Annotated in this window: 17 protein-coding genes; 12 read left to right on the top strand and 5 right to left on the bottom strand. The window is 38.6% G+C overall.

Annotation, left to right across the window (positions count from 1 at the left end):
- Positions 1–99: 99 nt before the first annotated feature.
- Together A5889_RS07335 and A5889_RS07330 are read right to left on the bottom strand one after the other, a co-directional pair.
- Complete coding sequence (locus tag A5889_RS07335) at positions 100–960, bottom strand: sce7725 family protein (RefSeq protein ID WP_087640743.1); 861 nt, start codon at positions 958–960, stop codon at positions 100–102.
- Complete coding sequence (locus A5889_RS07330; protein ID WP_087640744.1) at positions 960–1,631, bottom strand: hypothetical protein; 672 nt, start codon at positions 1,629–1,631, stop codon at positions 960–962. The genes A5889_RS07335 and A5889_RS07330 overlap by 1 nt, the downstream gene beginning before the upstream one ends.
- 311 nt (positions 1,632–1,942) lie before the next feature.
- Here A5889_RS07330 and A5889_RS07325 point away from each other — a divergent pair, with 311 nt between their 5' ends.
- The 3 genes from A5889_RS07325 (at position 1,943) to A5889_RS07315 (ending at position 8,526) form a co-directional block, all read left to right on the top strand.
- On the top strand, positions 1,943–6,406 hold the full coding sequence (locus tag A5889_RS07325; protein WP_087640745.1) for a bacterial Ig-like domain-containing protein: 4,464 nt from the start codon (positions 1,943–1,945) through the stop codon (positions 6,404–6,406).
- An 89-nt stretch (positions 6,407–6,495) separates the two neighbouring features.
- Positions 6,496–7,095: a bacterial Ig-like domain-containing protein gene (locus tag A5889_RS07320; RefSeq protein WP_087640746.1), complete on the top strand. Its 600-nt coding sequence runs from the start codon at positions 6,496–6,498 to the stop codon at positions 7,093–7,095.
- Positions 7,096–8,526, top strand: a complete 1,431-nt coding sequence (locus A5889_RS07315; protein ID WP_087640747.1) for a helix-turn-helix domain-containing protein — start codon at positions 7,096–7,098, stop codon at positions 8,524–8,526.
- Between the two features lie 570 nt (positions 8,527–9,096).
- On the opposite strand, the gene A5889_RS07310 is transcribed toward A5889_RS07315, so the two are convergent.
- The gene (locus A5889_RS07310; RefSeq protein ID WP_087640748.1) at positions 9,097–9,681 is read right to left on the bottom strand and encodes a hypothetical protein; all 585 of its coding nucleotides are present in this window, start codon (positions 9,679–9,681) and stop codon (positions 9,097–9,099) included.
- A gap of 424 nt (positions 9,682–10,105) precedes the next feature.
- Here A5889_RS07310 and A5889_RS07305 point away from each other — a divergent pair, with 424 nt between their 5' ends.
- The 4 genes from A5889_RS07305 (at position 10,106) to A5889_RS07290 (ending at position 14,471) form a co-directional block, all read left to right on the top strand.
- Positions 10,106–11,653 carry an ABC-F family ATP-binding cassette domain-containing protein gene (locus A5889_RS07305; RefSeq protein WP_087640749.1) on the top strand — a complete coding sequence of 516 codons (1,548 nt, stop codon included), beginning with the start codon at positions 10,106–10,108 and terminating at the stop codon, positions 11,651–11,653.
- A 149-nt stretch (positions 11,654–11,802) separates the two neighbouring features.
- Complete coding sequence (locus tag A5889_RS07300) at positions 11,803–12,615, top strand: helix-turn-helix transcriptional regulator (protein WP_087640750.1); 813 nt, start codon at positions 11,803–11,805, stop codon at positions 12,613–12,615.
- Between the two features lie 51 nt (positions 12,616–12,666).
- Complete coding sequence (locus A5889_RS07295; RefSeq protein WP_242585384.1) at positions 12,667–13,224, top strand: GNAT family N-acetyltransferase; 558 nt, start codon at positions 12,667–12,669, stop codon at positions 13,222–13,224.
- 164 nt (positions 13,225–13,388) lie between these two features.
- On the top strand, positions 13,389–14,471 hold the full coding sequence (locus tag A5889_RS07290; RefSeq protein ID WP_254909556.1) for an acyltransferase family protein: 1,083 nt from the start codon (positions 13,389–13,391) through the stop codon (positions 14,469–14,471).
- Between the two features lie 81 nt (positions 14,472–14,552).
- On the opposite strand, the gene fabI is transcribed toward A5889_RS07290, so the two are convergent.
- Positions 14,553–15,305 (bottom strand): enoyl-ACP reductase FabI, encoded by a 753-nt coding sequence (fabI, locus tag A5889_RS07285; RefSeq protein ID WP_087640752.1) that lies wholly within the window; start codon positions 15,303–15,305, stop codon positions 14,553–14,555.
- A 301-nt stretch (positions 15,306–15,606) separates the two neighbouring features.
- On the opposite strand from fabI, the gene fabF reads away from it, so the two are divergent.
- Both fabF and fabZ read left to right on the top strand, forming a co-directional pair.
- The gene (gene fabF / locus A5889_RS07280) at positions 15,607–16,851 is read left to right on the top strand and encodes a beta-ketoacyl-ACP synthase II (protein ID WP_087640753.1); all 1,245 of its coding nucleotides are present in this window, start codon (positions 15,607–15,609) and stop codon (positions 16,849–16,851) included.
- Positions 16,848–17,282: a 3-hydroxyacyl-ACP dehydratase FabZ gene (gene fabZ, locus A5889_RS07275; protein ID WP_087640754.1), complete on the top strand. Its 435-nt coding sequence runs from the start codon at positions 16,848–16,850 to the stop codon at positions 17,280–17,282. The genes fabF and fabZ overlap by 4 nt, the downstream gene beginning before the upstream one ends.
- 79 nt (positions 17,283–17,361) lie before the next feature.
- On the opposite strand, the gene A5889_RS07270 is transcribed toward fabZ, so the two are convergent.
- Complete coding sequence (locus tag A5889_RS07270) at positions 17,362–19,038, bottom strand: PucR family transcriptional regulator (RefSeq protein ID WP_087640755.1); 1,677 nt, start codon at positions 19,036–19,038, stop codon at positions 17,362–17,364.
- Positions 19,039–19,206: 168 nt separating this feature from the next.
- Between A5889_RS07270 and A5889_RS07265 the strand changes: the two genes are divergently transcribed.
- The 3 genes from A5889_RS07265 (at position 19,207) to A5889_RS07255 (ending at position 23,732) form a co-directional block, all read left to right on the top strand.
- Complete coding sequence (locus A5889_RS07265; RefSeq protein ID WP_087640756.1) at positions 19,207–20,097, top strand: DUF2877 domain-containing protein; 891 nt, start codon at positions 19,207–19,209, stop codon at positions 20,095–20,097.
- A gap of 660 nt (positions 20,098–20,757) precedes the next feature.
- Positions 20,758–22,305, top strand: a complete 1,548-nt coding sequence (gene fdrA, locus A5889_RS07260) for an acyl-CoA synthetase FdrA (RefSeq protein ID WP_087640757.1) — start codon at positions 20,758–20,760, stop codon at positions 22,303–22,305.
- Positions 22,306–22,307: 2 nt separating this feature from the next.
- A complete protein-coding gene (locus A5889_RS07255; protein WP_087640758.1) occupies positions 22,308–23,732 on the top strand; it encodes a DUF1116 domain-containing protein in 1,425 nt (474 codons plus the stop codon).
- Positions 23,733–23,745: the final 13 nt, after the last annotated feature.

Below are 23,745 nucleotides of genomic sequence, written 5' to 3'. Positions count from 1 at the left end.
CCCAAAAGTCAGAGCCTTCAACAATTTAGCAAAAAAGAACCATACACTTTTTCGTATGGTTCTTTTTTGCTAATCGCTCGAATTTAAGTAGCTTTTATCTCATCCTCTTTCCAAGTAGCGGGACATCAGCTCCATATGATGCATCACCGCTGCTTTTCGCATAACGCCCATTCCAGGAAATTTTTCTGCAGAAAAAGCGTCGAGAAGCAGTGTGAATCCTAACGTTGTCTCTCCGCCGCATAATTGTTCTTTCCAACGAAGCAGTTGCTCCATGAGGTCAAAAAATTGTTCTTTTTGAGAAAACTCTTCATTAGTCGATAGAAAGTGGTGAATCCTCAGCACTTCTTTTTCAAAATAAACCAAATGCAAACTTAAATACTTTGACGGATAACTTTGTTCATAGTAAATTCGACTGTCGATTGAAAAGTCACTAAAACCGTCAAATCCTCTTTTACGGAAGGTCAAGTGAGTGGTCGAAAATAATTCATCTGGACATTCTTGGTAAAATTCTGATCGAGGTAGACGGGTATAAACATCTTGAGAAAGAATCTTGGGTCCCTGAATTTTTTGCAGCAGCCGGAATTCTTCTGGAATCAAGACAGGAATCTGATTGTTTTGCCAGTCACTATCAAGGATAGGCGCTGCTCGCTCGGCGATGAACAACTCAGCACTATGTTGAAATGTCTCGATTGGCTGGTCGATAATTGAAGCTTTAGGTGCAGAAAGGGTATCCAAATACTCCGCACCTGTTAGTGTTAAAAAATCACCAGCTTGAGGATTCTGAACGATAAAAAACGGATGCTTCTTTTTTTGGATTTCTACCAAAAATTTTTTTAAAGTTGCCGAATTTTTGACTGGATCGATGATCGGCACAATTTTTTTTGAGAGTCGTTGATCGATCAAAAGAGTTGTGAGAGCGAGTAGATCAAATTGTTTGCCACGAAAATAAGGATAATACATCATTGTTCCTCCAATAGACGCTGCTCTAATTGAAAATAAGCTGCTCGAGTTGCCTCTAATTCTTCTTTTAATGCTTCAATTGCCTGATTAGAAATATCCTCTGAAAAACGATCATAAAAATTTATTCTCCCGCCAAAAAGATCATAGTCGGGTTGCCTTTTTTTCAACTCTTTGTATAATTGATCAGTTGAGAAAACGCGAAGCCCTCTAGCGGTCTGTTTCGCTTTGCCGACTTCTCTCGCCTGTGCTGTGATCAGACGGAAGAGTAGTTCTTGTTCGGTCACAAGAAGTTCTTGTCTTTGCGGCTTTTTTTCAATTGTAAAATATCCTGGAAGTACCTGTTCTTCAGCGGAACTATATGGATGATAAATCATTGCTCCGATCGATTTTGGAATCTCTGTTTTGACTTTTTCAAAAAGTGCTTCTGGCAAGACGAAATAGTTGTAGTGACCGATAAAGGACAGCTTTGCTTTTGAACGAAAGTCTGCCTTGCTCGCTTTTAACTCGTAGCAACGCCATTCGAATTGTTTATCTGATGAAAGGCGGCAGCTAAGGGTATCGACGATTCCTTGATCATCAGGCATAGTCACCTCTTCTACGACGACGTCGCCGTTTTCCCGGCAATAATAATATAAGGTTTCTTCCATTTGAATGGTTAAAGATGTTTTCATGGGTGCTCCTTTAGTACTTTTCTACTACTATAAAACATATGTTCGTTTATTTAAAGTGTTTTATTCACTTTTTTGAAAATCAAGATTGATTTTTATTTTTGATATTTTAAATAAAATAACGATTTTTTTTATATAAAAATAAGAGGGGTACAATTTGCAGCTATGTTTTATCGCTTGTACACTAGTTTTTTTGCTATAAATGTGATTTTATGTGTTTTTTATTTTCGTTAAAATATAAAAAAATAATCATAAAAAAAGATAGGAGAGGATATGATAAGTATATATCCATTTAAGAGAAGGAGTATTTATCAATGAAAAAACGTACACTGCACCTATTTATGCTTGTTCTATTATTCACACAAAGTGTTGGACCTGCACTGCCGGTTTTAGCCGTAACAAAAGAGCAAACAGAAATATCTGTTCAAAACGATCAGTCAGATGATACAACTGAGTCTAGTGATCTCGATGGACTTACTGAGAAAAATACGGAACAGTCTTTAGCAGAGACTGTGGATGGTACAAATCCTGTTGAACCGAAACCGATCTTACCAGAAGAGAATCCTTCGGCAACAACTTTAGAAACAGAACAGCCAGAAGATATCATAAATAAAAGTAGAGCTGCTGAAACTTATGAAGAAAAACAAATTGAAGATGAGATTTTGACTGGAATGACTGTGACAGATATGGACGGGAATGAATATAGCCAAACTCATCCAAATCGAGTATTGAATACAACTCCTGTCACTGCCAAATTGAATTTTGTCGTTGAAGATAAAGATTACGCACCAGGATCTATTTATAAAGTCGGCTTGCCAGAAGGACTAGGATATTCGGATGTTAGTGGTGAAGTCGCAAATGTAGGGGCTAAATGGTCAGTAGACGCGCAAAATAAAACGTTATCGATCACATTTGAACAAAGAGTTACGAATACACAATTTAATTTAGATTTAAAAAGCTATGTTTTCTCAGCACAAAATCCGTTAGTCACAGTAGAAACACCAGGACAGATAAAGAATCATTATGCTTTTGACTTATATGAAAACGTTTCGCCGATTAGTTATGAACAAAGTCATAACAACTATGGATTAGCCGGGACTGTCTATTATAACTTAGACCGAACGCTATCCGGCAGTCAAACACTAGAATTATCAATGACAGATACACCGGGCGCTGTTTTTACAAATTCTTCACAAGAACCGCTGCAGGTTTATTCTTATGATGTAGCAGTCGATGGAACGGTCCTTCCGGAAACAAAACAACTACTGCAAAAAGATGTAGAGTATACAGTTGGGGCAGATGATCTATACCAAACGAGTGTTACGATCTCGAATATGGATCAGCAAAAAGCGTATGCTTTAGTCATTGTACGTGACCTAGCATTGGAAAGTGTGTCGAATTACAGTTATAGTTTTTACAATCAGTATCCAACCACCAAAATAGGCTCCGTTCGCTTACAGCAAACGAATGCGGTCAGAGGAGGCTTTGAATTTACTGCAAAATCAAGTACAAGCCAAAAGATGGTCAAAGAAGGCACTTTAGGTCACCTACAGGGAGCTAATTTTTATGCGAAAGAAGATTACTATGTTTATATCTACAACTTACCTACGAAAACAAAGGTAGGTCAACAAATCGTCTTAGAAAGTAAAAATGGGCAAAATATTGGGGAGTACAAGTTTTCAACCAGAACAGCCGATTATCAGCCAGTATCGATCAATGATTTTTTTGATGTACGCAAAGAAAATAATCGATTAGTTTTGACCGCAACCAAGGAAAGTGTTTTGACGATTGAGGCAAGCACACTAAAAATTCCTTTTGAACAAAAGGATATCGACTTAGCGATCAGTACGCCTGTTGTAGCAGCGAATAAAGAAATCATGCTGATGTCAGATCAGTTTGTTCAACCCTTATCGATTATCAATCCTAATAATGCTGAAACTGCTTGGGGAAATTTTGATGGAAATGGCGCCTATATGAGTGGTACGACTGTGGGCATTCAAGGCAGTCAAAGTGAACCGATCGAAAATTTAGTTATCGATGTTGAACATCCGGAGTATTTGCAATTAAGAGCACCTAAAGAAATCTTTCCTTATTATCATTTAAATATCGATTATACAGTGGAGAAAACAGCAACTGGTTCAGTAGTCAAATTTACAACACCGATCACGCGTGTCCTCAATTTTGATTTGGGTTTTAATTATGTTCCAGACAGCTTAGCCAAAAATGTTGCGATCCCGATAGATACGATTCCAGTAAGTTTAGGTGCAACTGGGCTTGAAACAGTACACACGACAGTTAAGACCAATCGGAAAATCTATTCAGAGCGAACGCTTCAAGCAAGTAAAAATCAATTTTTGGTCAATGCTAGAAATGATTCCTTTGACTCTTTGGTCGTCACAACTAAAGTTCCTGTTGGAGCAGATGTTGTCTATTCCATTTATGATGTATCGAATGATCAAGTAGAGTCGATCTATCCACAGTACTGGGATCGCGGGCAATATTCAGATCGACCTTTATCTACGAAGGATGAGGCTTATCCAGAAATCGAATTTGATGAAAGCAATAACACGTATACATTTGATTTCGGTAAGACCTCCAAACGCTATATCATCGACTATCAATATGCGAATGGCTGGATCGACACAAACACGATCAATGTGACAGGCAGCACAATTGAGCCTTTATACAATAATCAACTTATGTCTGCGACAGTGTCTGTAAAAAATGAAGGAACAGAAATTTTATCCGCAACGCAAACGAGTCATGATACACTGAAAAATGTTACAAAAAATGAAGTGAAAACAAAAAATATTGATGATCAAACAAGGAAAGTCAAAAACCCAACCTTTGATATTACCACCAAAGGAACAACAAATGCAGCGATCGATCTACATTCGATTTCGGTAGAGGGTGTACCGAGCGATGCATACGAGGTTGAATCAACAAATACTGGTGTCCAACTTATTTTTACTGATTATACTTTGACGAAAGATATTACGATCACATTCAATACGATCTCGAAAAACGCTGGACAAATCTCCATTCAAACAATCATAAAATCGGATAACTTACAGCAAATGGCTGAAACACGCAGAACCGTTGAGACTGCTCCTATAGTGTTGAAATTTTCTGATGGTGATGCAGAAGGCGTTGTCTTTTTAACGAAAGCAAGTTTCCATACATTCAAAGAAATGCAGCCGGATGAAAATGTTCCTGATGTTCAATTTGAATTAACAGACAATGTTACTGGCAATCAATCAGAGTTTCGTACTGATGAAAATGCTATGTACACTTTTGATGGTATTATGTCAGGCGACTATACACTAAAAGCGACAAAGGTTCCAGAAGGTTATACGATCGCTGAAGAGTACCTTAACGGGAAAACGATCAAATTATTAAAAGAGTCGAACCGATTTGATATTCCGCTAAAAGAGAAAATCGATCAAACAGACATAGAAGTCAAAGACTCAACGATTTCAGTAGGAGCTTCGTGGGAGCCGATCGATAATTTTGTTAGTGCGGTAGATAGTAATGGCTCACCCGTCGACTTTGAACAAATTGTCGTTACAGGAGCAGTCGATACTAGTACAGTTGGAAAGTATGAAGTAACGTATAAAAATCAAGGAAAAGAAGCAGTCGCTATTATTTCAGTGATTGCAGAACAAGCAACATTAAAGGTGAAAGATTCAACGATCTATATGGGCGATTCATGGCAGGCAGCTGATAACTTTATCTCAGCAACAGATGAAGCAGGGAAAGAAATACCGTTTCAAGAAATAGAGGTATCCGGAATGGTGGATACGAATAAAGCAGGTGTCTATGATGTTACTTACAGCACACCAAGCTTAACCCAAACGGCTAAAATCACTGTTCTAGCAGATCAAACAAGTATTGATGCTAAAAACTCAACGATTTATGTCGGTACGTCTTGGCAAGCAGCTGATAACTTTTTAAGTGCCACTGATCGGACAGGAAAAGCACTAAGCATCGATCAAATAACGACTAAAGGAACGGTTGATACGACAACACCAGGTGCCTATGATGTAACGTATCAAAATGGTGCAAAGGAAACAACTATTACCGTTTTTGTGGTAACAGATCAGGCGACATTAGCAGTGAAAGATTCGACGATTTATGTGGGGGATTCATGGCAGGCAGCCGATAACTTTATCTCAGCGACAAATGGAAAAGGCGTGACGATTCAGTTGCAGGAGATTGATGTTCTTGGAGCCGTTGATACAACAAAAGCGGGTATTTACGAAGTGACATATAGCTTTGAAACACAAAAAGCAATCGCAAAAATCACTGTGAAAGAAGATCTGTCTACTTTAGTTGTGAAAGATTCAACGATTTATGTTGGTGATTCGTGGCAGGCAAGTGATAATTTTGTATCAGCAACAGATAGAGAAGGTAGAGCGATTTCCTTTGATAAAGTCAACGTTATTGGAACAGTCGATACCAAAAAGAAAGGTGAAACAACTGTAACGTACACAACAAAGGCCGATTCAAAAACAGAAACGCAAACAAGTGAAAGGTCAGTTTCAAATGCTGATAACGCAACTGATAAACAGTTGATAGCAAAAGCAAAAATCACCGTACGAGAAAAAACGACGGTCAAACAAGAAAAATCAAAACAGAATCAAACGCAAAATCGTCAAAACACCTATCCTAAAACAGGTGAAACACTTAATCGATCATTCTATCCATTAGGACTCAGTATCATTCTTTTTGCTGGTATATGGAGAACGATCGTCTTCAAAAGAAAAAGACCAGATTGACTGTAAAACGTGAACTAAAAGAAGAATCAAGATTTTTTCACGCAATTGATAATTAGCGTATAGTAAGCTTTAAGGAGGCTGTGCCGTAAGTGAAAAATAGAACACTCATACTTGGAACAGCCTTACTTGTTTCGGCAGCACTATTAGCGAAGGTTGAGACTTTTTACGGTGCTGAAGCCTCCACTTCAGGCAAATATAAAATGAGCTATGAAGTGGATGGACAAATCAAAACAGTAACGATCGAAGTCAAACCAAATCAAACAGAACTAAACGTAAAAGATATTGTTGTGAAACTAGGCGGTAAATGGTCGCCAGAAGATAATATCGTTTTTCTGAAAGATAAAGCGGGTGAGCCTTTAGCGCTTGAAAAAGTTACGATCAAAAATAACGTGGATATGCAGCGTGCTGGTGTTTATTTTGTAAAATTCTCATACGGCACGTATCATTCGATAGCAAAGGTAGTTGTCCAAGAGCTGCCTGACTTTTTACACCAAGAGAAAATGATGATCGATCATTCCCCAAATGATGATAAAGTAAAAATAGTGCTCAACGATGAGCTGTTAGAAAAAGAATCGTCCCCGAAAAAGGTCAGTATTTCAGGTGGAGCAGACTTGTCAGTCTTTACAAGTTTTGGAAGCATGCTAAGCTTTTTATCGGGTACACTTTTGTATGGAACAAGGAGAGAGTAAATGGATTTCTTGTTATTAGATGATCGCGCAAATTTAAAGCTGGCAATTCTTCGCCTGTTAGAACAACAATATTCCTTTTCAGAACGAAAGGATCGTTTATGTGAACGACTGGGTATTTCTCAGTATCTTCTAGAACGCAGTATGCTGGAGATCAATGAAGATCTGAAAAGATTTGGATTAATAGAAGCGATGGAAGTCATCGAGCAAAACAATGAAATCATACTTTTCCAAAGTGTCAAAATATCGTCAAGTATTGTTGAAGAATACTATTTGAAACATTCGCTAGAGTTTACACTTTTAAAAACGATCTTTTTTCACCAGTTCACTTCTATCAAAAAATACGGTGAAGAGCACGGGATGAGCCGAACGCTCGTCTATAAGATCGTGGATCGTATTAGAAAAGAACTTGAGCAATATGATATAAAGCTATCAAAAAATTTTCAGCTAGTTGGAAATGAACTGCACATACGTCAGTATTTTACGATGCTTTATTATAGAATTTATAAGGATTCAGACGAGTTATATAGTCAGTTGGATATCTTAGCTGTCAATGATCTTTTTGCAAAGCTTAAAACGACCTACGAGGAAATCAATTCATTTTATTTGTTTCGACATTATTTATTGATCATGTTAGAACGGATCAAGAGAAAGCAGCGTTATTTTTTATCAGCGAATGATTTGGAACCGCTAGCTAGTCAAAAAAATCAGAGTTGCCAAATCATCGATCATTGGACAAAGCAAACGATCAGTGGAACGAAAAAAGAACTTGAGATCGAAGTGACGGGCATCTTGAGCAATCTGTCTATTTATCGAAAAGAATTTTGTGACTTAGATCAGCCCGCGGTAAAAACATATCTCCTCCAGTTGAAAAAAGTATTTCAAGGGTTTCCGATGTTGAAGGGTTTAGAGCCAAACTTCTGTGCAGAAGTGAACCGTATTCTTTATCGACACCTGCTGATCACTCCTTTGATCGATATTACTTTACGTGTAATGGATCTAGATTTTTTTCATGAGCGTTACCCAGTGATTTTTGAACGATGTCGCCAGTTTATTTGCCAGCTACCTGAAAAGGAATTTCGATTCAGCAAAAAATCTTTGTTCTTCAATTTGCTGCTTGTGGTTTCTCAGCAATACGATAAAGAAAATGAAAAACATCCAATCAATGTACATGTGAATTTTACGCAAGGAGAAAAATACAACCAGTTTATCAAAGAGCAAATCAAAATATTCGATTCATTCAACATTCAATTCCATTCAACAGTCCGTCCTGATACAGATTTGATCGTTTCCGATTATTTGCTTAATACAGCTTTTTCGGCAAGAAAACTGATTTGGCTGGCTCCACCAAGAGCTAGTGATTGGCGGAATTTTGGCAATGAAATCGTAGCGATCAATAAGAACTTGCAAGTAATGAAACGAAGGAATGAGTAAGCGGAAATAAGAGACTGGGACATAACTCTACGAGTTACGTCCCAGTCCTTTTTAAAATGAATAAACGGTGGAAGCGGAAGCAACTACTACACTACACTTCGTTTCGATCTCATTAACTTCTACGCATGAAACATGCTAAAGTTAAAGGCCTTCGCTTCGATCACATCAGCTAACGCATACAGTTTCACTATTGTTGCAAGAACAAAGTGAAGCTAGCAAAATTCTAAGTGTTAAAGCACTAAGATTTGAAGGCTTCGGAAATAAGCTGAAATTGCTGTAAAACACAACGAAGAATGAGTTGATGTTACACAGTACCTACTTGGTTCTCGGAGTTGAACACTTCTGTCCCTTTTAGCTCTGCATTTTATATGTGCTTGAATATGTGTTAATTGATCTTACCACTGAAATATCTGTAAAAGGTATCTATATTTTTTGCGAAGAACTGTTCATTATGAGTAGGCTTTTAATGATAGTACAAGCATCGATACCTAGACGGTTCCTGATGTGTTGGGAAGTAGGCACTACTTTTCAACAGATGGCTTCGTTGTATATGATTATCTTTGAAAAAAATTATCTGATAAAGTAGGCAGTGGTTTGAGTGATAAGCGCATTTTTTTGATTACCGCTAAAGAGAACCATTACAGCAAAATAAATTTTTTGGTTGTTTTTTGTCGAAAGCACACCATGAGCAGCACCTTCTTTTCCGTGAGTTACGATAGATTGGATTTCAAGTGTGCGAATGGGTTCATGTCTTTTTTGAGTGTAGTCAATAAAGGACTCAATGCCAATCAACGTTATACTCCCAGGTAAAACAAAGCAAAACTGTTGATCGAGGAGTAAAGAGAGAGCTTTTGGCTTTTCAGCAACAGCAGCGATCAAGAAATCTCGGATCATCCGCCTTTTTGGTGAATTATCACAATTTAGCTGGCACAGTACGGTAATATCTTTCGGCTGAGCTGTATCGACTGTTATTGGCGCAAATGCCAATCCATGTTCAGCTAAGGCTTCTTCTAAAAGTGTGATGGCTTTAGGTCCAACACCATGCATGCTTAAAAGCGACTTTTTATCGAATTGACTAAGTTGTTCTAAACGGGTGATGCCGGCAGAAGAAAGTGCATTCGTGGCTGGTTTTCCGATTTTTGGCAGTATTGTCAAAGTTACGACCTCCCTTTTTCTTTAGTTTAGATTGATTGCTTGTGAAATGCAATCGTATCAAATCAAACAGCGCCCAACGCCAGTTGACTATTTTTTTTCAAAATGGTAGAGTATCTTCTGAGGAAGGTGTTACACATGTACGTTTTATATATATCAACTCTTTGCTCCCTACAACTTATTTTGATGAAGTGTTGTATGGAGCTTAATCGAAAAGCAAGCAGTGCTTTTCATATTCATCAGTAAATTTTGTATAACTACAAGTTGATTGGCGCTGCCGTTTTTTGAAAAAATGGTTCAGTTGTCATTCTATTTTTAGTGTACACATTTACTGAAGAATATATAGATTAAAAGACCCAGGACATTTCTGTCTTTGGGTCTTTTTTGTATGTTCTTTAGTAAAAATGACAAGAAAGAGGAAAAAATAATGGAATTATTACAAGTAACAGATTTAACCTATGCTGTACCAGATAAACAATTATATGAAAATAGCTCATTTACCTTGCAAAGCGGTGAACATATGGGAATCGTTGGAAAAAATGGTGCTGGGAAAAGTACCTTATTGAAGATTCTTTTGGGTAGTGTTTTACCTGACGAAGGGTCCATTGTATGGAATCCCAATGCGACTCTAGGCTATCTCGATCAATATGCGAATATGGACGAAGCCTTGACGATCCACGAATTTTTAAGTTCTGCCTATCAGGAGCTTTATACAACGGAAAAAGAAATGCTTAAATTATATGAGACATACGGAGAAACTGGAGAGGATCAATTATTGGAACGCGCGGCAGCTTATCAGGAAAGACTGGAAATCAGCGGTTTTTACGAAGTTGAAAATGAGATCAATAAAGCGATCACAGGACTTGGAATCAGTAATGGAGAAGCTGTAAAACAGTTAGCTGCATTAAGTCGCGGAGATAAAATCAAAGTAATACTTGCTAAACTTCTTTTGGAAAAACCGTCTGTTTTGATTTTAGATGAACCGACTAACTATTTGGATCAGGAGCACATCGATTGGCTGACAGACTATATGAAAGCTTTTGAAAATGCGTTTATCATCGTTTCTCATGATACAGAATTTCTTAGCAAAATAGCTACATGCATTTGTGATATCGATTTTGGAGAAATCAAAAAATATCATAGTGATTATGCTGATTTCTTAAAACAAAAAGCTCATTTTACAGAAGCTTATCAAAGTCAATTTGATGCCCAACAAAGAAAAATCAAGGAGACGGAAGCCTTTATCCAAAAAAATATTGCTGGAATCAAAACTAAAATGGCTCAGGGCAGAAGAAAGCATTTAGAGCGGATGGATCGATTGAAAGAGCCCGAAAAAACAATACCAGCTAATTTCACCTTTAAAAGTGCACCGCAAAGCTCTCCGAATGCTTTAACTATTGAAGGACTAGCTATCGGATACGATAAACAATTGCTTTCAGCGTTTGACCTACAGGTGAAAAAAGGAGAAAAACTTGTTATCACAGGGGCTGATGGATCAGGGAAAACAGCGTTGCTTAAAACTCTATTAGGTCAACTCCCTGCACTAGCTGGTCAAAGTCATTTTTCTCCTCAAGTAAAGGTTGGGTATCATTCACAGGAAATCGAATGGGAAAATACGGAATGGACACCGATCGAAACGTTGGCGAATAAATATACTAGACTCACTTATGAGGATGTCCGCAGAGAACTTGCAAAGTGCGGGATCAAACGCGAGCTTGCAGATAAAAATCTTTACATGTTGAGCGGTGGTGAACAGTCTAAAGTAAAACTGTGTGATCTAACAATGCAGCCAAGCAATTTTCTGATACTGGATGAGCCGACAAATCATTTAGATGTGGATTCAAGAAAAGCACTTCAAATAGCACTGAAGAATTTTAAAGGCAGCGTTCTATTCGTTTCAAATGATGAACAATTCTATACACCGATCGTTGATAAGATTTTTGTATTGGAGGATCAAAAACTGCTGCAGCAATAACTCATATACAAGAATCAAGACTAAACGAAGTAAAACCAGCATGAAACCCGTGTGCAATGTTCCGTTGCACACGGGTTTATTATATACTGGAAACAAGCAACGAAAGGGTGCATCAGATTTTATAGACAAAAGAAAGGAGGACGCTTATAGTGAGCTTAGCCGTAGGCAAACAAATCAAAAAATTTCGTCAAGAACGTCATTTATCTCAACAAGATTTAGCCGATCATTTAATGATTTCACGTCAGACGATTTCAAAATGGGAGTTAGGGAAAAGTTTACCTGACTTAGAAAATGTGATTCGATTAGCTGAATATTTTGATGTGAGCGTAGATGTTTTGATCGGCTATAAAAAATCGGGATTCTTAACGTCATTGTTTCAAGGACGAAAAGGAAAGGAACTGACCAAAATGGCAAAAGATATCGAACAAAACAAAACTGCTTTTTACAGTGCATATGCTAAGGAAATCGATTCTTTATTCACAGAAGGAAAACGAGTCAACACCTTCCTAAAATTGGATGAAGCGATGTATCCTGAGGTGACCTTTTCAAGATGGGCGGGGAATGCTAATTGTCTTTGCAGTGTGAGCAAAGGCGAAGTTACGATCGATCAAATCGGACGCTTTATAGGACTAGTCAATCTGCCTATTGAAAAACGAATCGCTGAGTTTCCTATAACGGACATTAAAGAAATCACTATCCACTTTGCGAAATATTATCGTCATCTCGGCGGTGACTTCATGACATTGATCGATTTAGTAACAGAGGAAAACGTTTATTTTTTCTGGGTAAATTCATTGAAAGCAGCGCATGCTATCTATCATTACCCACCATTTTCTTCAACAAAGATTCAAGTGATGGAGGACTTTGAAGCGGCTCTAGCACTTGCAGATGAACAAGCAGCGTTTGAAGCATTACGTGAACAAGAAGCACTCATTCCACTATTTTACGGACAACAGCAGTGAAAGGCTATTATCAGATGAAAAAAAAATACACCTACCATACAAACAGAGCGTTTGATTTTAAGAAAATTTACGGAAGCAGATGTAGCTGATCTGTTTGCAATTTATAGCGATCAAGCAGTCAATACGTACTTGCCGTGGTTTCCATTAGCTACGTTGGAAGAAGCAAACACCTTTTATGATACGAATTATCGTCAGGCGTACCAAAAGCAGCAAGGCTATCGCTATGCAATTTGTTTAAAGGCGTATGATCAGCCGATCGGTTATGTAAATGTGAGCCTGGATGACAGTTATGATTTTGGCTATGGGTTGCGAAAAGAGTTTTGGCATAAAGGGATTGTGACAGAAGCAGGCCAAGCAGTGATCGAACAACTTAGAAAAGATGGAATTCCTTATATAACCGCAACTCATGACGTTGCTAATCCCCGCAGTGGTGAAGTGATGAAACGGTTAGGAATGACCTATCAGTATTCCTATGAAGAACAATGGCAGCCAAAGAATCGACTAGTAACATTCAAAATGTATCAGCTTAATCTTGATGAATATCAGGAACGCGTATACCAAAAGTACTGGACTTGTTCCTCTGTGCATTTTGTTGAAGAAAGTCTGTAAAACGGAAAAAATCAAAAAAAAAACGTAGAAATGCTTTATACGCATCTCTACGTTTTTTTCTAATATAGGACTTTTTATACAGAGAAAATTCAGACTTTGTACTGATAAAATGTAAATAATGCTTTGCTATACTTGAGGAAAGAAGTGAAAAAAAGGATGTGGGGGTGAAAAAGATCGAACAGACAATCAAAAAAACACGGGAAATGACTGCTGGAATCGATGTGATCAAATATGCTGCGGCGGTCTTAGTGATTTGTTTTCATTGTGAACGTGTATTTCAAGAGCCAGAACTGAATTTTTTATTCAAGAATGTGTTATGTCGAATTGCTGTTCCTTTCTTTTTGATCTCTACCAGCTACTTTGTGCGTAGAGGACAAACAAGCTCAAAGGGATATACGAAGCATTATGTGAGGTCCCTGATAAAATCTTATTTATTTTGGAGCTTGATTTATTTGCCGATCGGCTTTATATGGATTCAGCAAAGCTATTCTCTGAGCCCTAGTTTATATCCAGTCGCTTTGATCGTTGGACTTTTTTATACAGGAACATACTACCATCTCTGGTATATTCCAGCAGCTATTTTTGCCATTATTATGGTTCAATGGTTAGTGAAACGAGTAGGTTATCCATTTTTGTTGGGTTTAGCAGGGTTATTATATAGTTTTGGTTCATTGGAAACGTATTATGGCTATATTGGAAACGGGCAGCTTAAAGCCTTTTTTGATCGGTATTTACAACTATTTATCACAACAAGAAATGGCTTGTTCTTCGCATTGATTTTTGTTACGATCGGCTTTTTTATCTGGGATTATAAAGAGAAGCTTGTGAAGTATGAGAAGTTTAGTGATCGCTTACTTTTGATTGCCGCTTGTCTTTTACTGACAGAAGGAGTAGTCGTTTATCAAAATATTGGGATCGATAAGAACTTTTTGTTTAGCCTGATACCATTTACTGGACTGCTTTTTTGGAAGAGTTTATCCATTGAAGTGAGCAAGCAGTTAAATGTCAGACGCTTGCGGGAGTTGGGAAAATTTTATTTCTTTATCCATCCTCTATGTATTTTATGGGCGGGAAGTCTTGTAAAGAATCATGAATTTTTTAACAATAATTGGGCGCAGTTGATCACTGTGCTTGTGATGACGCATATTTTAAGTTCTTTGATCATTTCGATGATCGAATATCCGCCGATGGCTTATGTTGAATTATGGCGCAGAATAAAATTAACACACTTTACTCTAGTAGCATAAAAGAAAGAGAGCAGAGAAATCACTTGTTGAGTGGTATTCTGTGCTCTTTTTCCATGTAAGAGCGAATAAACGGTGAAAAAATTAAGTTAGGTGAACGCCTTTATCGACGTAAATAATATCGCCTACGATACCAGCGGCAAGTTCACTGACTAGAAAAGCACACGTATTTCCTACTTCTTCGATCGTTACGCCGGCTTTATCAGGTGTGCGGTCTTCTGATAGCTTGATCAACTGATCGTAATCTTTGACACCTGTTACAGCTAGCGTCTTGATTGCTCCAGCGGAAATCCCATTGACACGAATTTTATCTGCGGCAAATTCATAAGCTAAATATTTTACAGCAGTCTCTAAAGAAGCTTTAGCGATACCCATCATATTATAGTTTGGAATCGCTCTTTCAGAGCCTAAATAAGTCATTGTTACGATGCCAGAGCCTGGATTTAGCATGGGTTTTGCATAGTGAGCCACCGCTAATAATGAATAGCTGCTGATATCTTGTGCCAATAAATACCCGGAACGACTGATGTCACTGACGTTTCCGTCTAGTTCTTCTTTGTTGGCAAAAGCGATAGCATGAACTAAACCGTCGATTTTATCGTATTTTTCTTGGATCGTTTTGAATGCTTGCGCAATCGATTCGTCAGAAGCAACATCACATTCTACAAGTAAATCAGTTGGCTCTGCTAATTTTAGTAGTTGTTTTTTCATGCGCTCGTTTTGATAAGTATAGATAACGTCGGCGCCTTGCTCTTTTAATGCTTTCGCACAGCCCCAGGCAATACTTTTTTTGTTTGCGACACCCATTACGACGACTTTCTTATCTTTTAGAAACATATTGTTTTTTCCCCTTTAATAATTATTTTAGTGTGTGAAAAATAGTTTAACAACTTAATAAAATCTCAACATCTGATTTTATTTAGGTTGACGGATAAAAATGCAACTGGTATTATCTGTGTGAGAATGATAATATAATTCTCTAATTGATAATCACAACCAAACAGACATTTTATCGATGTCTGAATTATTAACTAAAATACTTTGAAAGTCAAACTATTTTACTTAATTTTAAACAAAAAAGTATTGGTTAAGCAAGTTTTTTTTAATTTGAACATCAAAATATCGATGGAGGTGCAAGATGAAGCGCGTAGTTATAACAGGGATGGGAGCAGTGACTCCTTTAGGAAATACGGTCAAAGAATATTGGCAAAATCTAGTCAACGGCAAGTTAGGGATCGGAAAAATCACTAAATTTGATTCAGAGGATACCGGTGTTGCTTTAGCTGGAGAAGTGAAAGAGTTTGATCCAAGTAACGTGCTCGATCGCAAGGAGCAAAAACGAATGGACCTATTCTCTCAATATGGATTGGTTGCAGCTTTGGAAGCATGGGAAATGAGTGGCTTGACTTACGATTCAATCGATCCTAAGCGGTTTGGCGTAATCGTCGGCAGCGGGATAGGCGGGATGACGACCTTGCAGGATCAGGTTCGGGTAATGGACAAAAAAGGAGCAAAGAGAGTAACACCGTTTTTCGTTCCAATGGTCATCGCTAATATGGCTTCAGGAAATATTTCGATCAAATTAGGGGCAAAAGGCCCCTCACAAACGATCGTAACGGCTTGTGCATCTGCAACAAATGCAATCGGTGAAGCATTCCGTACGATCAAATATGGCTTAGCTGATGTTATGATCACAGGTGGAACTGAAGCGACGATTTGTGAAATCGGTATTGCTGGTTTTGCGGCGTTGAGTGCGTTGAATACAACAGATGATCCAGCGCGGGCTTCGATCCCGTTTGATAAAGAAAGACATGGTTTTGTCATGGGTGAAGGTGCAGGTATGTTGATGCTGGAAGAGCTGGAGCATGCAAAAAAACGAGGAGCAGTGATTTTAGGTGAAGTTGTCGGCTATGGCAGTAATTGTGATGCCAGCCATATGACAGCACCATTGAAAGATGGTAGTGGCGCTGCTGATGCTATTGAACTAGCACTGGCAGAAGCTCAAATCGATGCGTCATCTGTAGGTTATATCAACGCACATGGAACATCGACACCGGCAAATGATGCAGCAGAAACAGCTGCTATCAAACGTGTCTTTGGCGATAAAGCGTATCATATTCCAATTTCCAGCACAAAAAGTATGACAGGACACTTATTAGGAGCTGCTGGCGGAATCGAAGCAATCGCTTGTGTGAAAACTTTGCAGGAAGGCATCGCTCATCCGACAACAGGATACAAAACAGCTGATCCGGAATGTGATTTAGATTACCTAACAGATGGTTCACGCGCTGTTCAAGCAGAATATGCTATCAGTAATTCATTTGGCTTTGGTGGACATAATGGTGTTATTTGTATGAAGAAATGGGAGGAAGACGAACAATGACAAGAATCATGAATGCAACTGAAATTATGGAAATGATCCCAAATCGCTACCCAATTTGTTTTATCGATTATGTGGATGAAATTATTCCAGAGAAAAAAATCATCGCAACGAAAAATGTGACGATCAATGAAGAATTTTTCCAAGGACATTTCCCTGGTAACCCAACAATGCCAGGTGTTTTGATCATCGAAGCATTAGCACAAGTAGGATCGATCTTGATTCTAAAAATGGAACAATTCCAAGGTGAAACAGCGTACATCGGTGGAATCAATAAAGCAAAATTCCGTCAAAAAGTTGTGCCGGGCGATGTGTTGAAGCTGCACTTTGAAATCGTGAAAATCAGAGATTATGTAGGAATCGGAAAAGCGACCGCATATGTAGAGGACAAAAAAGTTTGTGAATGTGAATTGACATTCATCGTAGGTAGATAATTAGCGAAGTAGTAGAAAAAGATACTCGTTTTTAAAAGGACTGAGTCGTAGCTCGTAGAGTTATGTCTCAGTCCTTTTTTCAGCGATGAAGCTCGTATAATTTTAAAGCTAGCTGTAAAGCAAAGGTATTTTTTTCTTGCTCCAAATCGACAGGTAAAAGACTTTTGATCTTATCGATTCGATATAAGAGTGTATTTCGATGGATAAACAATGCTCTAGAAGTCGTTGCGATATTTAAATGATGAGCCAAATAAGCTTTTAGAGTTGGTGTGAAGCTTGTATTATTTTTTTGATCATAAGCTAATAAAGGCTGCAGATAATGGGTATAGAATTTTTTTCCCTGTTCTTTTGAAATAGAATCCACTAAAAAAGAATCAAAATAGAAATCGTTGAAAAAATAGATTTTCTCTTCTTTTTCGTCATCCTCAAGTAAGTGGATGACTTTTTTTGCTTCCTCAAAACTTTGAGAAAGTTCTAAAATCGGCAAAGTTGAACCGATAGTACAAAAAATGGTTTGCTCTGTTTTGCCCAGTTGCTCCAAATATATTCGAATTCTTTCTGCTGTATCAGAGACTTCATTATACGTTTTGACAGTGCTAAGGATCGGTTCTGTTCCTAAAAGCATGACAAGCTGATTTTTTCGGCTGAAAACATGCAGGTTTGGAAAACGATTGGCTATATAAGTGGTCAGAGAAGAAAGCACGCTTTTCATTAGTCGATCTTCTGTCTGCTTTTTCTGGATCAATGAGGTTCCTTGATTCTCGATCGTTTGGATCGAAAAGATCAAAACAGTGTAGTTTAAAGCTGGATCAAGCGTTGAATCGTAGGCTGCTAATGTATCCAAATCTTTGATTTGACCAGATAATAGCTGATCGAAAAAGTCTCGTCGAATTCTATTTTCTGTCCGTTCGATTTCAAATAGCCGCATTTGCTCTAATGCAAAAGCCATCGACCCATTTTCTAAAGCAACATAATCAAGATCGGTCAGTGCTTCATCAATTTGACAAACAAGAATAAATCCATAGTGGATCGTATCAAAATAGACAGGCATGATGACCCAAGCGTATTCTGTCCCGTTAAACAGTGTTGATCTTGTAAAGGGTTTTTGAATTCGTTCAAAATTAGTTGGTAAATCGGAGAAGATCGTGATAGGAAAGCTAAAGCTGTCACCTGTTTTTCTAAGTGTTTCTTTGATAATGGGTACTTTTTGATCGCTGACAGCTATAACAGTCCAATCTATATCGACCAAAACGGTTGGGTTATGAACCATTTGAGCCAGACCAGCGGCAATTTTTTTCATTCCTCCGCCATGCAAAGAAATTTCAAAAAACTGTGAGTGAATATCCAGAGAAGCTTGATTTAATTCGTTCACGCGTCCGGAAATTTCTGCCATGACGATGTTCATGATTTTTGAAAACGCGATCCCATAAGGAATTTCAATAAGAGGCAAAGATAATTCATCAGCAAGCGCTCGCATTGATTCAGGGATTCCTTTTAAATAAATATGAGGTTTAATGCAAATTGCCGAACAGTTGATTTCCTTGAAGCGCTGAATAAATCTACGCTGTGTCTCTATATTTTCACTAAAAAAGTAACCAGAGGTAATCAAGAGTTCGCCAGCAGATAACCAGTCAGAAGCATCTGGATTGTCTAAAATGTTGACACCGGTGATTTTATTTTCAAGTCCTTTTTCTCCAGCAACTAAATTGAATGTCTTGAATTGAGGTAATGCTAAGAAATTTTTGACGGTTAACACGAAGACACCTACTTTCATTATCTAAGAATGACTAGTTTAACTATACGGTACTTAGTTAAAGTATACAACTTTAAGCGATGATATTCAGATGATTTGCCTGTTTTTGAAAAGGCTTACTTCGTGTAAATTTAATCATGTAAAGAAGAGTTATTCAAGGAGGTGGAAAAGATGCGAACGTATAAAAGTCTTTCTATTGCTCAATACTTTCTATCAGAGCTTCAAGAAAAGCAATGGACCGGAACGATCCATAGTACATTTGCACGGACAATAAATATTATTGATGGTTCTGGTACATTATATACGATTGCCACAGCTGAATTGGATGATGCACCAAATACGATACGTGTCGCTGATTTTTTTTACGACCAGCTACAAATACCTTTGAATACACCTGTTTTTGTACAGCATGACCAGTTGATCATTGAGGATGTTGCTGCGATAGAGATAGACGAGGTAGAGAAGTGGAAATACCCGGAAATTTTCTTTCCTTCAAAAAAGGCTTACCAAGAGCTAGAGCGCCGCATTCAAAAGGTCGATCAGTGGTTAGGGCAAATCGATAGTAAGGGTGGCTATTTATTGAATCATACTCAGACTACAGCTTATGAAAAAATGATGCATACGATGCTTCGGAAGGAAACGGGTCATCTGCTTAACTATTTAAAAGAGAAACAGCTGTTTCAAGCAATGACGCAATTAAACCGAGTAATTGGGTTAGGACCGGGATTGACCCCTTCAGGCGATGACTTTTTAGTTGGATTGGCACTTATTTTTACCACAACCGATTATCCGTATCATTCATTGAAACAATGGCTGATCAATTGTCGTCAAGAGTTGAAAAAGCGAACGAATGTCATTAGTTTTTCTACACTTGATTGGGCAATCAAAGGTGAGGCGCGCGAGCGCTTGGGTGTTTTCTTAAATGAATTATTTTATGGTGAGGATGAAACGTTACTCAAAGAAAAAATGCTGCAAGTTTTAGCTATCGGCTCGACTTCTGGTGGAGATATCCTTTCAGGAATGTTGGCAGGAGTGGAGTTTACGTTGGAAAAACAGAGATAGACGGGGGGATTGCTGAGAAACACAGTGAATAAAATGAACTGATGTTGAACAGTACAAGACTTTCAAAGAAAGTGTTGATCATTTGTATTATCTAGTTGCACAAATCAATCCTTAGGAAAATAGATAAATCGTCAATGAGACAAAAAACGTCTCAAAGTCAATTTCCTAATTTTCTACAGGATTAAACGATTTGTTCCGCATTTATCGTTATCCAGCTGCACAGGCTAGCCTTTCGGGAAAAAGATAAAAATAGAGTGAGGCAGAAAGCGCCTCAATCGATTTTTCCTATTTTCCAGTCAAGGCTAAACGACCTGTTCCGCTTTTGCTGAGAAACACAGTGAATAAAATGAACCGATGTTGAACAGTACAAGACTTTCGTAAGAAAGTGTTGATCATTTGTATTATCCAGCTGCACAGGTCAGCCTTTCGGGAAAAAGATAAAAATAGAGTGAGGCAGAAAGCGCCTCAATCGATTTTTCCTATTTTCCAGTCAAGGTTGAACGAGCCTGTTCCGCTTTTAATGTTATCCAGCTGCACAGGTCAGCCTTTCGGGAAAAAGATAAAAATGAATTGCGGCAAAAAGCACCACATTTCATTTTTCCTATTTTCCAGTCAAGGCTAGACGAGCCTGTTCCGCTTTTAAATTAAGGAGGAATTTTTATGTCAATCAGTATCAAGATTCAACCGAATACCTATATTGATTCTGTTTCGTTGATGGCTTTGTCTACTAGAGCGAATCAATTGACGGGTGTAGATCAGGCAATCATTGCAATGGCTACAGAGATGAATAAAGAAGTGATGAAAAATGTTGGTTTGTTTACAACGGAGATTGAACAGGCACAGACGAGCGATTTGGTGATTGCTGTTGAAGCAGATAATTCAATGGATTCAGAAGAGCTGTTCAAAGAAATCGAACAGTTGATGACAGAGAAAAAGGAAAAAGGTACTAGTCGATCTGCTGAGCAGTATACAACGATTGAGACAGCAAAAAAGGCGATACCTGAAGCTAATTTAGCCGTGATTTCAGTCAATGGTCAGTATGCAGCTAGAGAAGCTAGAAAAGCATTGGCGAATGATCTACACGTTATGATGTTTAGTGATAACGTAAGTGTGCAAGAAGAAATTCAATTGAAAGATTTAGCTCATGAAAAAGGCTTGCTGATGATGGGACCTGATTGTGGGACAGCGATCATCAATAATGTAGGACTCTGCTTTGCGAATAAAGTGCGTAAGGGCAGTATTGGTATCGTTGGGGCTTCCGGCACTGGAAGTCAGGAAATCAGCGTCCGCATCCACGAGTTTGGCGAAGGTGTTTCACAATTGATCGGAACCGGTGGACGAGATTTAAGTGAGGCAGTCGGTGGGCGAATGATGCTGGATGCGATCGATGCGTTAGAGGCAGATCCGGATACAAAGGTGATCGTATTGATTTCTAAGCCGCCTGCAAAAATAGTCGAAGAAAAAATTTTGGCACGAGTTAGACAATCAACAAAGCCAGTGGTCATTTGGTTTATTGGCAGTGAGCCACGTCCGAATGAAGAAGGGATTTATTTTGAGAAAATGTCTAAAGCTGCAGCATTAAGAGCGGTCACTCTTGCTGGGATCGATAAAAATAGTCTAGATGTTCATCCATTGAATCTCCCATTGATCGATGAGGTTCGGGCAAAATTAAATCCAGAGCAACGCTACATTCGCGGTTTATTTACTGGCGGAACCCTTTGTGATGAAGCCATGTTTACCGCAAAAGAACGTTTTTCAGATGTTTACAGCAATATCGCAACGGATGCTGAGCACCTACTTCATTTTGGTGAACCTAGTCAGGCCCATACATTTATCGATTTTGGCGCAGATGAGTTTACAAACGGCAAGCCGCATCCAATGATCGATCCATCAAACCGAATCGCTCGTTTTGTTGAAGAAGCGGTCGATCCAGCAGTTGGGGTTATCTTGATGGACTTTGTTCTAGGATATGGCTCACATGCTGATCCAGTCGGTGTAATGGTACCTTATATGAAAGAAGCAAAAGAAAAAGCAGCAGCAGAAGGCCGTCATTTAGAAATCATTGGTTATGTGCTGGGAACAGATTTAGATAAACAGGATATCAATGAACAAGTCGAAAAATTGACAGCAATTGGTGCAACATATGCCAGCAGCAGTCAAAATGCCGGATTGTTGGCAAGAGAATTTGTCGTGAAAGGGGCAGAATGACCATGAGTAAAATTACTGAGCTATTTCAAGAAGAGCCTGTGATCATTGATTTAGGGATCGAAGCATTTCAAGAGGAGTTGACTGAGCAGCACGTAGAGGCTAACTATCTAAATTGGGCACCTCCTGGTCAAGGAAAAGCCACTATCTTGGCGGCGCTAGAAAAAATCGAAACACCCGAAAATCTCGAAAAAATCAAAAGGGCCAATGAAGAAGCTGTGAATCGAATCATTTCTTCACAAATTTCATTGATAGGGTATGATCAAGCAATCAATGTTGTACCAGGAATGACGAAGAATATGATTTTACATGCTGGACCGCCCATTACTTGGGAAAAAATGAATGGTCCGATGAAAGGTGCGGTCAAAGGTGCGCTAGTCTTTGAAGGTTTAGCAAAAGATTTAGACGATGCCGAACGTGTGGCAGCTTCTGGTGAAATCATTTTTTCTCCTTGTCATGAGCACCAATGTGTAGGCTCGATGGCTGGCGTGACTTCTGCTTCTATGTACATGCATATTGTTGAAAATAAAACGTACGGAAATTTAGCGTTCACTAATTTAAGTGAACAAATGTCTAAAATTTTACGGATGGGTGCCAATGACGAAAGTGTGATCGAACGTCTGATTTGGATGAGAGATACATTTGGTCCGATCTTAAGAGATGCGATGAAGTTGTGTAAGGAAGGAATCGATTTGAAATTGATGCTGGCACAAGCATTGCATATGGGCGATGAATGCCATAATCGTAATAATGCTGGAACAACATTGTTGATTCAAGCATTGACGCCGTATATTATTCAAACAGATCATACGATCGAAGAAATGAAGGAAGTGTTCGATTTTGTTGCCAGCAGTGATTATTTCTCAGGTCCAACGTGGATGGCAATGTGTAAAGCTGCCTTGGATTCTGCTGTCGGTATTCCTTACAGCACAGTAGTAACGACGATGGCTCGAAATGGAACAGAATTTGGGATTCATATTAGTGGAATCGAAGGGAATCCATGGTTTGTAGGCCCTTCTCAAAAAGTGATCGGTCCGATGTTTGCCGGCTATAAACCAGAAGATGCTGGGTTGGATATTGGCGATAGTGCTATCACAGAAACTTATGGTATCGGCGGCTTTGCGATGGCGGCAGCTCCAGCGATCGTAGCCTTAGTTGGTGGAACGATCGAAGATGCATTACGTTTTTCTGTTGAGATGCAGGGAATCACAACCGCTGAAAATCCTAACATTACAATTCCAACACTTGATTTTATGGGCGTTCCTTCCGGCATCGACAGCCTAAAAGTGATCCAAACCAACACTTTGCCGATCATCAATACAGCAATTGCTCATAAAGAAGCAGGAATCGGAATGATCGGTGCGGGTATCACACATCCGCCAATGGAAGCATTTGAAAAAGCGATCATCGCGTTTAGTGAACAATTATAAAACCGAAAGGAGT

The sequence above is a fragment of the Enterococcus sp. 9D6_DIV0238 genome, from assembly GCF_002174455.2.
Lineage (GTDB): Bacteria > Bacillota > Bacilli > Lactobacillales > Enterococcaceae > Enterococcus_L > Enterococcus_L dunnyi.
This window is presented reverse-complemented; position numbering and strand designations above follow the sequence as displayed.

What these genes read in the sequence shown, in the direction of transcription:
- A5889_RS07335 (WP_087640743.1), bottom strand. Translation starts at nt 960, where the DNA reads ATGTATTATCCTTATTTTCGTGGCAAACAATTTGATCTACTCGCTCTC.
- A5889_RS07330 (WP_087640744.1), bottom strand. Translation starts at nt 1,631, where the DNA reads ATGAAAACATCTTTAACCATTCAAATGGAAGAAACCTTATATTATTAT.
- A5889_RS07325 (WP_087640745.1), top strand. Translation starts at nt 1,943, where the DNA reads ATGAAAAAACGTACACTGCACCTATTTATGCTTGTTCTATTATTCACA.
- A5889_RS07315 (WP_087640747.1), top strand. Translation starts at nt 7,096, where the DNA reads ATGGATTTCTTGTTATTAGATGATCGCGCAAATTTAAAGCTGGCAATT.
- A5889_RS07305 (WP_087640749.1), top strand. Translation starts at nt 10,106, where the DNA reads ATGGAATTATTACAAGTAACAGATTTAACCTATGCTGTACCAGATAAA.
- fabI (WP_087640752.1), bottom strand. Translation starts at nt 15,305, where the DNA reads ATGTTTCTAAAAGATAAGAAAGTCGTCGTAATGGGTGTCGCAAACAAA.
- fabF (WP_087640753.1), top strand. Translation starts at nt 15,607, where the DNA reads ATGAAGCGCGTAGTTATAACAGGGATGGGAGCAGTGACTCCTTTAGGA.
- fabZ (WP_087640754.1), top strand. Translation starts at nt 16,848, where the DNA reads ATGACAAGAATCATGAATGCAACTGAAATTATGGAAATGATCCCAAAT.
- A5889_RS07265 (WP_087640756.1), top strand. Translation starts at nt 19,207, where the DNA reads ATGCGAACGTATAAAAGTCTTTCTATTGCTCAATACTTTCTATCAGAG.
- fdrA (WP_087640757.1), top strand. Translation starts at nt 20,758, where the DNA reads ATGTCAATCAGTATCAAGATTCAACCGAATACCTATATTGATTCTGTT.
- A5889_RS07255 (WP_087640758.1), top strand. Translation starts at nt 22,308, where the DNA reads ATGAGTAAAATTACTGAGCTATTTCAAGAAGAGCCTGTGATCATTGAT.